This window comes from Carnobacterium pleistocenium FTR1, assembly GCF_000744285.1.
Lineage (GTDB): Bacteria > Bacillota > Bacilli > Lactobacillales > Carnobacteriaceae > Carnobacterium_B > Carnobacterium_B pleistocenium.
Genome location: NZ_JQLQ01000002.1, coordinates 1,158,935 through 1,174,511 on the forward strand (window position 1 = coordinate 1,158,935; position 15,577 = coordinate 1,174,511).

Genomic DNA, 15,577 nt, shown 5'->3' on the forward strand with positions numbered 1-15,577 from the left:
TTGCTCAACTGTTTTTTTGTTTATATAATTTTTAGTATTGATAAATTCCATTCAATTACTGATCTGAATTTTTTTCTTTATTGTTCGATGTGCTCAATATTCGAAATTTCAGTATCCTGATTCCAATCATTTCCTTTGAAACTGCTAACTAAAATATTCAAATGCTCCAAGTGTTCTTCATATTTCAAAATACTAGACATAATATGGATGACTGCATTGCTTTGTCCATAATCATCATGCATATATTCTTCTAAACTAGCTTCATCAAAGAACGACTGCATAAATTCTTTTCTAAGCGGGGCTTTATAAGCAATGAAGTTTACACTATCTGGTGAAACACGCCCATTGAACTTCAACAAAATTTGTTCATGAGCTGTAAGTAAAGTCTCAAGACGTTCACGGATCAAAATGCGCAGTTCTTTCGGGAAATGGTTAAATGAATTTTCATATTTATGAAAAGTATAAGATAAATCATAAGCTTCTTTTGCAGTTTCAATAATTTTCCGATAAACAACCACTTTCCGCATTTTTTGAACGCGATCTTTTTTCTTGGTGACCATTCCTTCATCTCTAAATAATGACAAGTAGACATCCATTCGATTTAGTTCAGATTTGATCCATTTTAAGTCTTTTTTTAGAACAGGATATTGGCTATTTTTCCGAACGCTGGCACGTAGAAATTTCATGATTTCAGTAGTTGAATAGTCTGTCACATGATACAATTTTTCTTCATACTTCGGTGGGAATAAAGTTGTGTTTACTAGGAAAGCAATGACAACTCCCATAATAGTAGCTATGACCCTTATCGTTGCATAGAGAATAAAATCGTCTCCGGTAGTTTGCATGATAACAATCAACGTTACCGTTGCCAAACCAATCACACTACTAAGATTTAACTGATTTAAGATAGCAATCAAGAAGGCAGCTGCGACCCCTATTACGATAAAATGATTTCCTAAAGTCAAAGTAATAACAACTGCGACAAAGGCACCAATCAAATTGGCAATAATACGATCTTTGAGAGTATTGATCGATCTTTTGACAGAAGGCTGTAACGCAAAAATTGCCGATATAGCAGCCAAAACACTGCCCGATGGGAAGTTTAATAGCGCAGGTATCGCTAAAGAAAGAGCCACAGCAATTCCTGTTTTGAGCGTTCTTGCTCCAATTTTCATAAAATAAATTCACTCCATTTGATTGATAGTTGTACCTTTATGATAAGCTACTTAGAATGATTAAGCAAAGATTTTATAGTCAATAGTTTGAAAATTAAGACAATAGTACCCAAATATTTAAATTCTTAAACTAATTTAGCAAAAGCTTTATCAATAGCTTGTTTTGTTTCATCAATATCTTTTTGAGTATGCATAATGGTTAAAAACCAAGCTTCGTACTTACTTGGAGCTAAATTGATTCCCTCATCTAGCATAGCTTTGAAAAAATATCCAAAACGTTCGGTATTCGTATTTTTTGCATCTGCGTAATCCTCAATTGGATGATCAGAGAAGTAGACCGTTAAGGAACCACCAATTTGATTCACAACTGTTGGAATGGCATATTTTTTTCCTGCACCAAGTAACGCTTCTTTTAATTGAACAGCGAAATCAGCCATTCTTTCATATATGCCAGGTTCTTGCAAAACTTCTAAACAAGCAATTCCGGCTTGCATGGAAAGTGGGTTACCTGACATTGTACCAGCTTGATAGGCAGGTCCAAGAGGGGCAACCGTATCCATAATTTGGGATGGTCCACCATATGCACCAATAGGTAAGCCGCCACCGATTGATTTACCAAAGGCCGTTAAATCAGGAATCACACCTAACATATCTTGTGCAGCTCCATATCGGAAACGGAAATTGGTAATCACTTCGTCATAGATGACTAATGCGCCATAGTTATGTGTAATTTCGTTAACAGCCTCTAAAAAGCCAGGTTTTGGAGCTACCATGCCAAAGTTTCCAACAATGGGTTCAACTAAAACGCCCGCTACTTGGTCTCCCCATTTTTCCATAACGGCTCTGTAAGATTCGACGTCGTTATAAGGTACGGTGATCACTTCTTTAGAGGTTCCTTTTGTTACACCACCAGAATCTGTGGTTCCTAAAGTAGCAGGGCCGCTACCTGCTTCAACCAAAACCAAATCAAAATGGCCGTGGTATTGACCAGTAAATTTAACAATCAATTCGCGTTTTGTATACGCGCGTGCGACTCGAACAGTGGTCATAACGGCTTCAGTTCCTGAATTGGTGAAACGAACTTTGTCCATTGAAGGAATAGCGTCCGTTAACATTTTAGCAAAAGTTATTTCATGCTCTGATGGTGTGCCAAACAAAACACCTGTATCTGCAGCTCTTTTGATAGCTTCTACAACATGTGGATGATTAAATCCAGTGATAATTGGTCCAAAAGCTGCTAAATAATCGATATAGCGATTGTCGTCAACATCATATAAATAAGCTCCATCTCCACGAGCCATAGTAACAGGATTTCCTCCACCGACTCCTTTAAAAGAGCGACTTGGACTATTGACCCCTCCTACAATAACTTTGTTTGCTTCATTAGCTAATCGGTCACTTTGACTATGGTTTAACATAAAATAATTTCCTCCTCAAAAAGTAAAATCATTCCTATTGTAAGTCTCTTAAGTTATAAGTGCAATCTTTCTATCAAGTAAGCAGTATTACTTGCAAAATCGGTCCGTAAAAGTTATTATAAGATAATAATCACTATCAAATGACAATTATAATTTAATAGTACAACTTTTTTATTATTGCCTTTGATTTGAAAGGAGGAATAGTATGTCTTCGAATCATTTAGTCATCCAATCGATTGAAAAATTAAAGCGAGCTCATATTCGTATTACACCACAACGTCAGGGAATCTTAGAATATTTAATTGAAAATCATAACCACCCTACTGCTGATGAAATTTATCAAGCGCTTGAAGAACAATTTCCTAGCATGAGTGCTGCAACCGTGTATAATAATTTGCGGCTATTTACTAAAATTGGCTTTGTAGTTGAAATGAATTATGGAGATGCTTCAAGTCGATTTGATTTCACTTCCACCCAACATTACCACGCTATTTGTGAATTTTGTGGGAGAATTGAAGACTTGTATTATCCAGGCTTAGAAGATATTGGTGTAGTAACAACTAATTTAACAGGGTTTAAAGTCAAACGACATCGATTGGAGATTTATGGGATTTGTCCTGAATGCCAATTGAAACAAGAGGAAGCAGCACAAACTGAAGCGTAAAAATTAAGTGACAAACTTAAATAAGCAAGTGCAACTGAGGCGAATGTCCTAGTTACACTTGCTTATTTTAACTGGTGACTTTAAATCAAAGATGTTTTAAAAAAGATCTAAATGATAACGCCTTTTTATTTGGAATCAAAGAAGATTGACACAAAAAAAGATTCTGTATACTATAAAGAAGAAAGAGTGTATTTATAAAAGGGTTAGAAAATCGAAATAAAAGAGAGGTGACCTTACATGGCAACGCTCAATGATGTCGCAAAAAAAGCAAACGTATCAAAAATGACGGTATCTAGGGTAATCAATCATCCTGAACAAGTGACAGATGAATTGAAAGAACTAGTATTTGAAGCAATGGAAGAATTGAGTTACCGACCAAATGTTGCAGCAAAGGCACTTGTCAGTAACCGTACTCAAATCATCAAATTATTTATCCTTGAAGAAATGGATACAACTGAACCTTATTACATGAATTTATTGATGGGCATCGCACAAGAATTAGACAATCGGCATTATTCCTTGCAGCTAGTAACTAAAAACAACTTTGATATCGGGGCATGTGATGGGTACATTATTTGTGGAATGCGCGAAAGCGATTATGAATGGATAAGTGGTGCTACAAAACCAGTCGTATTATTTGGAGAAAATCGACATGGATATGATTTTGTGGATTCAAATAATAAGGAAGGTGTAGCGAACGCGACACAATTTGGGATCGATTTAGGCTATGAGCAGATTATTTTTATTGGAATCGATATCAAAGAACCTTTCGAATGTTCAAGAGAGGATGGATACATAGCAACACTCCAAATAAATAAACGAGAACCAGAAATCCACCGTTTTGAAAATCGTTCGCGGTATGCTGCAAATTTTATTAAAGAAAATTGGGCTACCTTTAAAACGAATACGCTCTTTATTTGCAGTTCTGATCGATTAGCAATTGGGATTCAAAGAGGGGTTATCAACATGGGAGGAACGGTTCCGTCTGATTTTGGAATTATCGGCTATGACGGTGTTTTTTTAGATCAAATTGCTTTTCCGCAACTAACAACCGTAAAGCAACCGGTTGTCCAAATGGGTGAAGCTTGCGCGAAGATGGTATTGAATAAAATTGAACAAAAGAATGCCCCACAAGGAGAACTATTGTTCACTCCTGAACTAATTGCTAGGGGAACAACAACGCAGCGGTAAAAATTCGTGCACAAGCATCAATTTGATGGTTACAAAAATACTTCCTCTTATGAAAATAAGCGGGAGTATTTTTTTTGAAAGCTAATTTTAAAAAAAATTAGTTTCTTTCGGACTTCAAGGATGTAGATTTTAATTAACAAAAAATGAATTCGGCTGTTGGTTAAGGCGTTCTATGTAAAAAAAATAAATTGCAATCGTAAAAGTAGCAATCTGTTCATAGTTTACATACAATAACGGTAACTAGCGTTTAAAAATGATGAAGGAGCGATACTCATGGAAGAACAAGATTGGTGGAAAAAAGCAATCGTTTACCAAGTTTATCCAAGAAGTTTTAAAGATACTAATGGAGATGGCATTGGGGATCTTAAAGGCATTATTTCTCGCTTAGATTATATTCAGCAATTAGGTGCTACAGCTATCTGGCTCAACCCAATTTTCACTTCACCGCAAGTAGATAATGGATATGATGTATCCGATTATTATACGATCGATCCAATTTTTGGAACCATTGAAGATGTCGAGGAATTGATTGCAGCAGCTCATAAACGCGATTTGAAAGTTATTTTTGATTTTGTTGTGAATCATACGTCTGATAAGCATCCTTGGTTCCAAGAAGCGCTAAAAGGACCAGAAAATCCATATCGTGATTTCTATATTTGGGAAGATCCTAAAAAAGGTGGTCATTTACCCAATAACTGGGTCGCCGTTTTTGGTGGTTCTGTTTGGGAAAAAGAACCTGTTGGAGACCAATATTATTTTCATTTGTTCAAAAAAGAAATGCCTGATTTAAATTGGGACAATCCAGAAGTTGAAAAAGCGATGTTGGATATTGGAAAATTTTGGTTGCATCACGGGGTTGATGGATTTCGCTTAGATGCGTTTATTCATATGGATAAATTAGATGACTTTCAGACGATTGAAATGGAAGAAGGTCGAGAACTGGTTTCTGCTCAAAAAATCAATGCTTTTTTACCTAATATTAAAAACTATGTTCAAAAATTGACCATGGATTTACGAAAAGTTAAAAAAGACGTTTTTATTTTAGGTGAAGCTGCTTCAGCTGATGTGGATCTTGCTTTTGAGTATGCTGATCCTGAAAGCAATATGTGCGATGCGATTGTTTCCTTTTTGATTTTTCCAGAAGACGAGCAGATGAAAGATCCACGACTGCCATTCAACATGCAATCGAGTCGATTAGATCGAAAAGCATTTAAAAAAGTTATGACTGACTGGCAAACGAAAATGAACCCAACCGGTGGACCTGTTTTGTATTGGAGCAATCATGACATGCCCCGAGCCGTTTCACGTTTTGGAAATGTGGAAAAATATAGAGACAACAGCAGCAAAATGTTAGCGACTTTAATGTACCTACAACATGGCATCCCATTTATTTTTAATGGCGAAGAAATTGGTATGCGTAATTTACAATGTGCAGACCATCATATATTTGACACACCAGGGGCTATCCCTTTTTATGAAAAAGCCAAGCAACTAGGGTATTCTGAAGAACACATCTTGAAAGAATTAAACCACACAGGACGAGATGTGAGCCGAGGAGCTATGCAGTGGGACGCTTCAAAATTTGCTGGTTTTTCAACAGTCGAACCATGGAGTGTTTTAAACGTAGAAGAAAAATACAATGTAGCGGATCAACAAAGAGACCCAAACAGTATTTTGGCGTATTACCAAGAGGTTTTAAAATTGAAAAAATCTTCCCTATTTAGAGAAGGCTCTTTTAAATTGACTGAGACTAAAGAAGCGTTATACATCTATGAAAGAGATTTTGAAGGTCAGCGTGCAATCATCTGTTGTAATTTGTCCGATACCGAAGAGCACATTCAAGAGGATGGCATTTCAAAAGCTGGTTGGAAGATTCTGTTACAAAATGAGGGCAATACAATTGATCAAGATGCAGTTACTTTGGCCCCATATGGAGCCGTCGTTTTTTTACATGATACCAAAGTTTCTAAGTAAGGATAAAAAATAAGCCACTGATTAAATAAGCTGTTACCGCTAACAGCTTATTTCTGATTGTAAGTGTTTTCATAATTCGGTAAACTAATAGTTGAAATGGAATTTAGTGAAGTCGAGGTGGCATAGTATGAGTACCATTCATGACAAGTGGTTTGAAAAAGCAGTTGTGTATCAAGTCTACCCTAAAAGTTTTCAGGATACAGATGATGATGGTATTGGTGATTTGAAAGGCATTCTTAAACGGATGGACTATATCCAATCCCTTGGAGTAAATATGATTTGGTTGAATCCTGTTTTCGTTTCTCCGCAGGTCGATAATGGCTACGATGTGGCTAATTATTATGCTATTGATGATTTGTTTGGCACGATGGCGGATATGGAGAAACTAATTGAAGAAGCGCATAAACGGGGCATCAAAGTCATGTTGGATTTTGTATTGAATCATACGTCTGATCAGCATCCTTGGTTCCAAGAAGCTTTGAAAGGTCCAGAGAATAGGTATCGGGATTACTATATCTGGCATGAAGCCGTTCACGGACAATCAATACCAAATAATTGGGGCTCATTTTTTGGCGGTTCTGTTTGGGAAAAAGAATCTAGGAGTGATTCTTTCTATTTTCATTTATTTGCCAAGGAAATGCCGGATTTGAATTGGGAGAACCCTGAAGTACGCTTGGCAATGGCTGATAGTGCTGAGTTTTGGTTAGATAAAGGAATTGATGCTTTAAGATTAGATGCATTTATTCATGTTGCCAAAGAAGGTGGTTTTCCTGACGTCAGCCCAGCAAACAAAGGTGAAATCGTTTTGGCAGAGAACTATTATGCTAATTTACCAAAAGTGATCGATTACATGAACGAGTTCAATCAGCGTGTTCGTAAAAATCATCCAACTGTTTTTTTGGTTGGAGAAGCCGCGTCTGCAAGTGTTGAATTAGCAAAAAAATATACAGACCCGATAAATAAGGTATGTGATAGTGTGATAACGTTTCGGTACTTTCCCGAAACGGAAGAGTTAAAAGACAAACGACTGCCCTTAAATAGGCAGCATGGTAAGCTAGATTTAAAAAAATTCAAACTGACAATGGCAGAATGGCAAAAAGAATTAGCTGAAGTTGGCGGACCGGTATTGTATTGGAATAATCATGATATGGCCCGAGCGGTTTCACGTTTTGGCGATGATGAACACCACCGTGATAACAGCAGTAAGATGCTGGCGACGTTAATGTATTTGCAAAAAGGCATTCCCTTTTTATTGAATGGCGAAGAAATAGGCATGAAAAATTTAACGATCAAAGCGATTGAAAATTTTTCTTTGCCAGGAGCGGATCTTTTTTATCAAATGGCACTCGATTTAGGTCATTCAAAAGAATTTGCTTTGGAGCACTTAAATGCACGAAGCAAAGACGTTAGTAGAGGTGTTATGCAATGGGATGACACAAAATATGCGGGATTTTCAGCTCATCTGCCATGGAGTGGCGTAAATCGCGAAGAAAAGTATAATGTGCTAGATCAAGAGACAGATGTAACCAGTGTATTGCATTACTATCGAGCAGTATTAAAATTGAAAAAGGAACCTTTATTTATAAAAGGTGCGTTACAACTAATGGCAACAAGTTTGGAAACCTATTGTTATGAGCGTCATTGGGAAGCAGCTAAAGCTTTAGTGTGTTGCAATCTATCGGAAAAAACGCAAGTGGTTTCAATAAAAGGCTGGATCAATCAACCTTATACCGTTGCATTGACGAATCAAGGAAACACTTTGCAAAAGGAAACCGTGACCTTGAGTCCATATGGAGCAATGGTTATTCTAATGTGAAAACCACTTATGAACAAGTAGACCTAAAATAAACTTAAGAGATGAGGAATTTTATAATGGAAGTAGCTGCTATTTACCACAGACCAGATAGCGAATACGCTTATTTATATGAGACAAATCAATTTCACGTTCGTCTAAGAACAAAAAAAGGAGATGCTAAGAAAGTTAGTTTGATTAGCGGTGATCCTTATGCTCATGGTTCGCAAAAATGGTATAAGGAAGACAAACCCATGAAATTGGCTGCCAGTACAGATATCCATGATTATTGGTTGGTTGAAACAACTGAAAAAACAAAGCGGATCGCTTATTGTTTTCATGTTGAAGGAACGGACGATAGTGAGGTCCTCTATGGAGATCGTGGCGTTTTTCCCTTTACAGATAATTATTTAGAAGATGCGAATACCTTTTTCAGAATGCCTTATTTACATGAAATCGATCGAGTAAAGACGCCTGAATGGGTCAAAAAAACCGTTTGGTATCAAATTTTCCCAGAACGGTTTGCTAATGGAGATAAGACGAATGATCCAGCGGGAACATTGGCATGGGGAAGTAAGGAACATCCAGGACGGGATGATTTTTATGGTGGCGATCTACAAGGTGTGCTTGATCATTTGGATTATCTAGTGGATCTAGGAATCAATGGCATCTACTTTTGTCCATTGTTTAAAGCTAAATCGAATCATAAATATGATACGATCGATTATTCCACTATCGACCCTGATTTTGGTGACAAAGAACTTTTTAAAACAGTTGTCCAAGAAGCGCATAAACGAGGGATTCGTGTAATGTTGGATGCCGTATTTAATCATTTAGGGATGGATTCGATGCAATGGCAGGATGTACTTGAACACCAAGAAAAATCGCGTTACAAGGATTGGTTCCATATCAATCAATTTCCGGTTCAATCACTCGCTGACTTATCGATCGAAGAATTGGAAAATGTGAGCGAATTAAACTATGATACATTTGCTTTTACAGGTCATATGCCAAAATTAAAGACTAGCAATCCTGAGGTTCAAGAATTCTTATTAGGTATTACGGCCTATTGGATCAAGGAATTTGACATTGATGCTTGGCGTTTAGATGTCGCAAATGAAGTGGATCATCATTTTTGGAAAAAATTCTATCAAACTTCTGTCGCTTTAAAAGAAGATTTTTATATTCTAGGGGAGATTTGGCATTCTTCGCAAAGTTGGCTACAAGGAGATGAATTCCACGCTGTTATGAATTATGCGTATACGGAAACGATTCAAAATTTCTTTATGAAGGAAACTATTTCAGCAAATAAAATGGTTGCTGGGCTAAATGAACAATTGATGCTCTACCGCAAACAGACAAATGAGGTCATGTTCAATATGCTAGATTCTCACGATACTGCTCGTTTGCTAACAATCAGTAAAAATAATAAACAATTGGCAAAAGCAGGATTAGCCTTTATGTTTACTCAACATGGTTCGCCGTGCATTTTTTATGGAACTGAGATTGGGATAGATGGATCTAATGATCCTGACTGCCGTAAATGTATGATTTGGGATGAAGAAAAACAAGATAGCGATATGCTTGCTTTTACAAAAAAATTGATCACCTTCAGAAAAAATAATCAAGCGTTATTGAGCCATGGAGAGATGGAATGGTTTGATGTTCGAGATGACGAACAAGTTATCGGATTTAAAATAAAATTTAATAATGAAGAACTCATCTGTTATTTCAATCAAGGAGAAAAAGATTTAGAATTAAGTTTAGAACAAAAACCAGAAATTTTGCTTTCTAATTCAGTTTTTTCAGACAATAAAGCACTGTCTGTTAAACAACATGGGTTTGTTATTTATCAAGCATAAATAGGAAATAGAATGGTTCTGCATCAAATGTTGTGGATGCTTCAAAAATTTTTTTCTGGAATGTACGGGTTTGCTTGTGGAGCCAAGGAAGCGCCTGAAGCCTAAGAGGAAGTTGTCATGGTTGTTGCTGCTTTAGCAGCTTACAAACATGATACACTTGGGCGTTCTTTGCCCATATTGCTTCATTTTGAGCTACAAGTAACCCTATTCCTCCATCAATTTTGGATAAGTAATGCCATTTGATTAAATCTATCAACATTAAAAATTATAGATCCAATAGAACTGGGATTTTTATCCAGTTCTATTTTTTTGTATCATTGAAAGCTAATCCTAGAATGTGCCCAAGAAGTAGCTTAAGTGATTAGCGAGTATGATTTCCTTAGGTAGATGCTAATCTAGTTTTTTTTCCTACTTCAACTGAGTGGTAGCGATTGCAAAAAAATAACAAATGTTAGATAATGAAATTAGATAACAGGAGGGGGAAAATATAGTGGGGAATAAAAAGTGGCGAAAACTAGTTTTAGGTTTGGTATCGGTCAGTACCGTATTAGTAGCAGCTTGTGGAAACGGAGAGGAGGCAACAGAAACAGATACACCTGCTGAGAACGGAGATTCTGCAACATTAAAAATCGATGTAGACCCTCGCTATAGCGAGTATGTTGATGAAATCATCCCAGCGTTTGAAGAAGAACATAACGTAACGATTGAAATTTCTGAGCGAGATATGTTTGAAGCTATTGAAGCTTTGCCATTAGATGGACCTGCCGAAATCGGTTCGGATATATTGATCGCCCCTTATGATAGAATTGGTGTATTAGGTCAGCAAGGACATTTAGCCGAGGTAACCTTGCCTAATGATGGACGTTACGACGAATTGGATCAAAGACAAGTTACACTTGAAAATAAAATCTATGGCGCACCTTTCGTGATTGAATCATTGGTATTATATTATAATAAAGATTTAATTGCACAAGCACCTGAAACATTTGCAGATTTAGAAGCGTTAGCTGAGGATGATCAATATGCATTTGAAAATGAAGAAAGAAAAAATACAGCTTTCTTAGCCAATTGGACAACGGCTTACCAGTACATCGGTCTGCTTTCAGGCTACGGCGGATATGTCTTTGGGGAAGAAGGAACTGATTCAACGGATATTGGTTTAAATTCACCTGAAGCGGTTGAAGGAATCAATTATATAACAGATTGGTACCAAAATGTTTGGCCGCAAGGTATGTTGGATGCAACAAGTTCAGAAAACTTTATGAACGAGTTGTTTACTAGCGGAAAAACAGCTGCTGTAATAAATGGTCCATGGGGAGCAAGCGGTTACGATGAAGCTGGTGTGAATTATGGTGTTTCAACCATCCCGACACTGGCAAATGGAGCAGAGTATGAACCCTTTGCTGGCGGAGTTGCATGGGCTGTGAGTCAATATTCAAAGAATCCTGAATTGGCTCAAGAATGGCTAGATTATGTAACAAATGCCGAAAATAGTGAAACTTTGTACGAGTTGACTTCAGAGATTCCTGCGAATCAAGAAGCTAGAACTGTTGTTAGCAAATCTGGCAATGAACTAACCAAAGCGGTCATTGAACAATTTGATTCAGCTGTTCCAATGCCAAATATTCCTGAAATGAGTGAAGTATGGACGGGAGCGGAAACGTTGATTTTTGATGCTGCTTCAGGCAATAAAACACCACAACAAGCTGCAGATGATGCTGTCCAACTGGTCGAAGAAAATATTGCACAAAAATATCAAAATTAATTGATGATGGAAATGGGGGCTGAGATCTAAATTTCAACTCCCTTTTGTATGACTAAAAGATTAGCTCAGAAGCTAGAGTGAAAGCTAATTTAAAAAAAATCCTGTTACCGGTAACACTAAGAAAACGGTTGCAGAAAAATATTTAATAACTGATAATAAGAATGTAAGCAAAGAGATTTTATATAAGGGGGAAATACAAAGATGAAAAAAACAAGTTGGAAAAAATATGTTTTGGGTTTGGTGTCGACTAGTGCATTAGTTCTTGCAGCATGTGGAGGCGGGGAAGAAGCTACAGAAACAAATTCAACATCTGGAGAAGCAGCAGCAGATACAACATTACAAATTTCTGTTGACCAAGGTTACGTAGAATATGTTGAAGATATCAAAGGTGCATTTGAAGAAGAAAATGGAGTCACGATCGAAGTAACTGAACGAGATATGTTTGAACAATTAGAAGCACTACCTCTTGATGGTCCATCTGGAAATGCACCAGATATTATGATGTCTGCTTATGACCGTATGGGATCTTTAGGACAACAAGGACATATTGCTGAGGTAACGTTAGCAAATGATGATCAATACGATGATACCGACAGAGCTCAAGTAACATTAGATGAAAAAATTTATGGAGCACCTTCAGTAATTGAAACATTGGTATTGTATTACAATACCGATCTATTGGATGAAGCACCAACAACATTTGTAGATCTAGAAGCATTAGCAAAAGATGATCAATTTGCATTTGAAAACGAAGAAGGAAAAAATACAGGATTTTTAGCTAAATGGACTGATTTTTACTTCACTTACGGTTTAGTTTCGGGATACGGTGGATATGTTTTTGGTGAAGATGGAACAGATCCAACAGACATCGGATTAAACAATGAAGGTGCTGTTGAAGCTATTGAATATGCTACTGATTGGTTCAAAAATACATGGCCACAAGGAATGCAAGATGTAACAAGTGCTGATGCCTTCATCACAGATCAATACTTAAATGGTAAAGTCGGCGCATTTATCGGCGGACCTTGGCAAGCAGCCAGCTTGAAAGATGCTGGTGTAAATTATGGTGTTTCAACGATTCCAACTTTGAACAATGGGGAAGCTTATGAAGCATTTGGTGGCGGAAAAGGATGGGTCGTCAGCAACTATTCTGAAAATAAAGATGTTGGTCAAGCTTGGTTAGACTATGTAACCAATACTGAAAACCAAAATAAATTCTATGATGCAACAAATGAAGTTCCAGCAAATCAAGAATCACGTGTTTATGCTACTGAAAAAGAAGATGAATTAACAACTGCTGTAATCAACCAATACAAAGATGCTCAACCAATGCCAAACATCCCTGAAATGGCTGAAGTTTGGACTGGCGCTGAAAACATGTTGTTTGACGCAGCATCTGGCAACAAAACACCTCAAGAATCAGCTGATGACTCTGCTAAATTAATTAAAGAATCAATCGAACAAAAATACACAAATTAAATCTTTAAAAAAGATGAACAGATTTCGGCAGAGAATACATACATTCTCTGCCGAAAAATGTTAATAGAAAAGGGAGGAATAAAAATGTCTTCTCAGACAGAACCTCATAATGTCAAAAACGAAAAAAAAGCGATGTGGTATTCAAGCATACCGGGTTTAGGCCAGCTCTATAACGGTCAATTATTTAAAGGGATTGTATTTTTAGCTATTTTTATCGCATTTATTGTCGAGATGATTGTTTTTGGTTTTGATGCATTTAATGGACTGATTACACTAGGCAGCACACCAATAGAAGATCATTCATTATTTATTATGATCGAAGGAACCCTTCAATTGATCATAACGGTCATTTTCTTAGCTTTTTATGCGTTAAATATCTATGATGCCAAACGTGTAGCGTCCATTTGGAATAGAGGACAAAAAGTTAATGTAACAGTAAAAGACGTGATGTGGAATGTATACAATGCAGGATTTCCTTATCTGTTAATCGTACCGGCGTACTTAATGATGGCTTTTACAATTATTTTCCCCGTCTTAGTCACCTTATTTATGGCTTTTACAAATTACGATTTTTATCATATTCCTCCAGCAAATTTAATTGACTGGATCGGATTAAAAAACTTTATGAATATCTTTTTCTTAAGTTCATATCGAGATGCTTTCACGTCTGTTTTTAGTTGGACAATCATTTGGACATTCAGTGCGACAACGTTACAAATCGTCATCGGGATTTTCACAGCGGTTATTGCCAATCAGTCTTTCATTAAAGGCAAACGTTTCTTTGGTGTTATTTTCTTGTTGCCTTGGGCTGTACCAGCTTTTATCACCATTCTATCTTTTTCAAATATTTTTAATGATAGTATCGGAGCCATCAATACCCAAGTGATTCCGCTAATAAATGAGCTCCCATTTGTAGAGATTGGTCGAATCGCTTGGAAAACAAATGCTTTTTGGTCTAAAATAGCCATCATCATGATACAAGGATGGTTAGGCTTCCCTTATATTTACGTCATGACAACGAGTATATTGCAATCTATCCCAGAAGATTTATATGAAGCTGCAAAAATTGATGGAGCTAGTGCTTTTCAGCGGTTCAGAGAAATCACGATGCCAATGGTCTTCTTAGTAGCTGCGCCAACGTTTATTACGCAATACACACAAAACTTTAATAATTTTTCGATGATTTATCTCTTCAATAATGGTGGACCAGGTAGTGTCGGGGGAGGCGCAGGAGCCACGGATATCCTGATTTCTTGGATATACAAATTAACGACAGGAACCTCGCCTCAATATTCTATGGCAGCTGCCATTACCTTGATCATTTCGGCTCTGGTAATCATTGTTTCCTTGACAGTCTTCAAGAAAACAAATGCATTTAATATGGAGGATGCATAATATGAAAAAAATAATGGGTTCACAAAAGTTAAGTCGCTTCTTTAGTCGATTTTTTACGTATCTGTATCTGATTGTGCTAGCCATCATCATCATCTATCCACTGTTGATCACAGCTAGCTCAGCGTTTAAGTCAGGCAATATAACGGCTTTTTCGCTAGATCTAAGTTCAGAGTGGACATTGGCTAACTTCACACGTTTATTCCAAGAAACGCTTTATGGAACATGGTATAAAAATACGTTGCTTGTGGCTGTATCTACTATGATCATCCAAGTAGGATTGGTTACGATCGCAGGATATGCGTATAGCCGCTATAATTTTTTGGGACGGAAAAAAAGCTTGATGTTTTTCTTAGTTATTCAAATGGTCCCAACGATGGCTGCATTGACGGCCTTTTACGTTATGGCATTGTTATTAGGAGCCTTAGATCAATTTTGGTTCTTGACGATGTTATATATTGGTGGAGGAATACCTATGAATACATGGTTAATGAAAGGGTACTTTGATACGGTTCCAAAGGACTTAGATGAATCGGCTAAATTAGACGGAGCTGGACATTTTAGGATTTTTTGGCAAATTGTTCTTCCCTTAGTTCGACCAATGATTGCTGTACAAGCATTATGGGCATTTATGACTCCATTTGGCGACTTTATGTTAGCAAGATTCTTATTGAGAAGTCCAGAAAAAATCACTGTAGCAGTAGGGTTGCAAACGTTTATCAGCAATCCACAAGATCAAAAAGTTGCCTTATTCGCGGCTGGTGCGATTTTGATTGCTGTTCCAATTTCCGTATTATTCTTCTTGCTACAAAAGAACTTTGTTTCTGGGTTAACAACTGGTGGAACAAAAGGATAATCGAACAAG

The 15,577-nt window shown here is 36.9% G+C and carries 11 protein-coding genes; 9 read left to right on the forward strand and 2 right to left on the reverse strand.

Annotation, left to right across the window (positions count from 1 at the left end; all coding sequences use genetic code 11):
• Positions 1-77: 77 nt before the first annotated feature.
• Together BP17_RS05590 and BP17_RS05595 are read right to left on the reverse strand one after the other, a co-directional pair.
• The gene (locus BP17_RS05590) at positions 78-1,175 is read right to left on the reverse strand and encodes an FUSC family protein (RefSeq protein WP_035052473.1); all 1,098 of its coding nucleotides are present in this window, start codon (positions 1,173-1,175) and stop codon (positions 78-80) included.
• Positions 1,176-1,300: 125 nt separating this feature from the next.
• A complete protein-coding gene (locus tag BP17_RS05595) occupies positions 1,301-2,593 on the reverse strand; it encodes a glutamate-1-semialdehyde 2,1-aminomutase (RefSeq protein ID WP_035052475.1) in 1,293 nt (430 codons plus the stop codon).
• A gap of 205 nt (positions 2,594-2,798) precedes the next feature.
• Between BP17_RS05595 and BP17_RS05600 the strand changes: the two genes are divergently transcribed.
• The 9 genes from BP17_RS05600 to BP17_RS05640 all read left to right on the forward strand — a co-directional run bounded on the left by BP17_RS05600 (position 2,799) and on the right by BP17_RS05640 (position 15,568).
• The gene (locus tag BP17_RS05600; RefSeq protein ID WP_035052477.1) at positions 2,799-3,257 is read left to right on the forward strand and encodes a Fur family transcriptional regulator; all 459 of its coding nucleotides are present in this window, start codon (positions 2,799-2,801) and stop codon (positions 3,255-3,257) included.
• Between the two features lie 237 nt (positions 3,258-3,494).
• Positions 3,495-4,448: a LacI family DNA-binding transcriptional regulator gene (locus tag BP17_RS05605; protein WP_035052478.1), complete on the forward strand. Its 954-nt coding sequence runs from the start codon at positions 3,495-3,497 to the stop codon at positions 4,446-4,448.
• 273 nt (positions 4,449-4,721) lie between these two features.
• Entirely contained in the window at positions 4,722-6,422 is a 1,701-nt protein-coding gene (locus BP17_RS05610) for a glycoside hydrolase family 13 protein (protein WP_035052480.1), read from the forward strand.
• Between the two features lie 127 nt (positions 6,423-6,549).
• The gene (locus BP17_RS05615) at positions 6,550-8,238 is read left to right on the forward strand and encodes an alpha-glucosidase (protein ID WP_035052482.1); all 1,689 of its coding nucleotides are present in this window, start codon (positions 6,550-6,552) and stop codon (positions 8,236-8,238) included.
• A 56-nt stretch (positions 8,239-8,294) separates the two neighbouring features.
• Entirely contained in the window at positions 8,295-10,076 is a 1,782-nt protein-coding gene (locus tag BP17_RS05620) for a glycoside hydrolase family 13 protein (RefSeq protein WP_035052485.1), read from the forward strand.
• Between the two features lie 490 nt (positions 10,077-10,566).
• Positions 10,567-11,841: an extracellular solute-binding protein gene (locus BP17_RS05625; protein WP_035052487.1), complete on the forward strand. Its 1,275-nt coding sequence runs from the start codon at positions 10,567-10,569 to the stop codon at positions 11,839-11,841.
• 201 nt (positions 11,842-12,042) lie between these two features.
• Entirely contained in the window at positions 12,043-13,320 is a 1,278-nt protein-coding gene (locus tag BP17_RS05630; RefSeq protein WP_035052489.1) for an extracellular solute-binding protein, read from the forward strand.
• Positions 13,321-13,404: 84 nt separating this feature from the next.
• Positions 13,405-14,715: a sugar ABC transporter permease gene (locus BP17_RS05635; RefSeq protein ID WP_035052491.1), complete on the forward strand. Its 1,311-nt coding sequence runs from the start codon at positions 13,405-13,407 to the stop codon at positions 14,713-14,715.
• A 1-nt stretch (position 14,716) separates the two neighbouring features.
• Positions 14,717-15,568, forward strand: a complete 852-nt coding sequence (locus BP17_RS05640) for a sugar ABC transporter permease (protein WP_035052495.1) — start codon at positions 14,717-14,719, stop codon at positions 15,566-15,568.
• Positions 15,569-15,577: the final 9 nt, after the last annotated feature.

Excerpts from the sequence above, each read along its gene's own strand:
- BP17_RS05600 (WP_035052477.1), top strand. The coding sequence starts at position 2,799 with ATGTCTTCGAATCATTTAGTCATCCAATCGATTGAAAAATTAAAGCGA.
- BP17_RS05610 (WP_035052480.1), top strand. The coding sequence starts at position 4,722 with ATGGAAGAACAAGATTGGTGGAAAAAAGCAATCGTTTACCAAGTTTAT.
- BP17_RS05595 (WP_035052475.1), bottom strand. The coding sequence starts at position 2,593 with ATGTTAAACCATAGTCAAAGTGACCGATTAGCTAATGAAGCAAACAAA.
- BP17_RS05605 (WP_035052478.1), top strand. The coding sequence starts at position 3,495 with ATGGCAACGCTCAATGATGTCGCAAAAAAAGCAAACGTATCAAAAATG.
- BP17_RS05615 (WP_035052482.1), top strand. The coding sequence starts at position 6,550 with ATGAGTACCATTCATGACAAGTGGTTTGAAAAAGCAGTTGTGTATCAA.
- BP17_RS05590 (WP_035052473.1), bottom strand. The coding sequence starts at position 1,175 with ATGAAAATTGGAGCAAGAACGCTCAAAACAGGAATTGCTGTGGCTCTT.
- BP17_RS05630 (WP_035052489.1), top strand. The coding sequence starts at position 12,043 with ATGAAAAAAACAAGTTGGAAAAAATATGTTTTGGGTTTGGTGTCGACT.
- BP17_RS05640 (WP_035052495.1), top strand. The coding sequence starts at position 14,717 with ATGAAAAAAATAATGGGTTCACAAAAGTTAAGTCGCTTCTTTAGTCGA.
- BP17_RS05620 (WP_035052485.1), top strand. The coding sequence starts at position 8,295 with ATGGAAGTAGCTGCTATTTACCACAGACCAGATAGCGAATACGCTTAT.
- BP17_RS05635 (WP_035052491.1), top strand. The coding sequence starts at position 13,405 with ATGTCTTCTCAGACAGAACCTCATAATGTCAAAAACGAAAAAAAAGCG.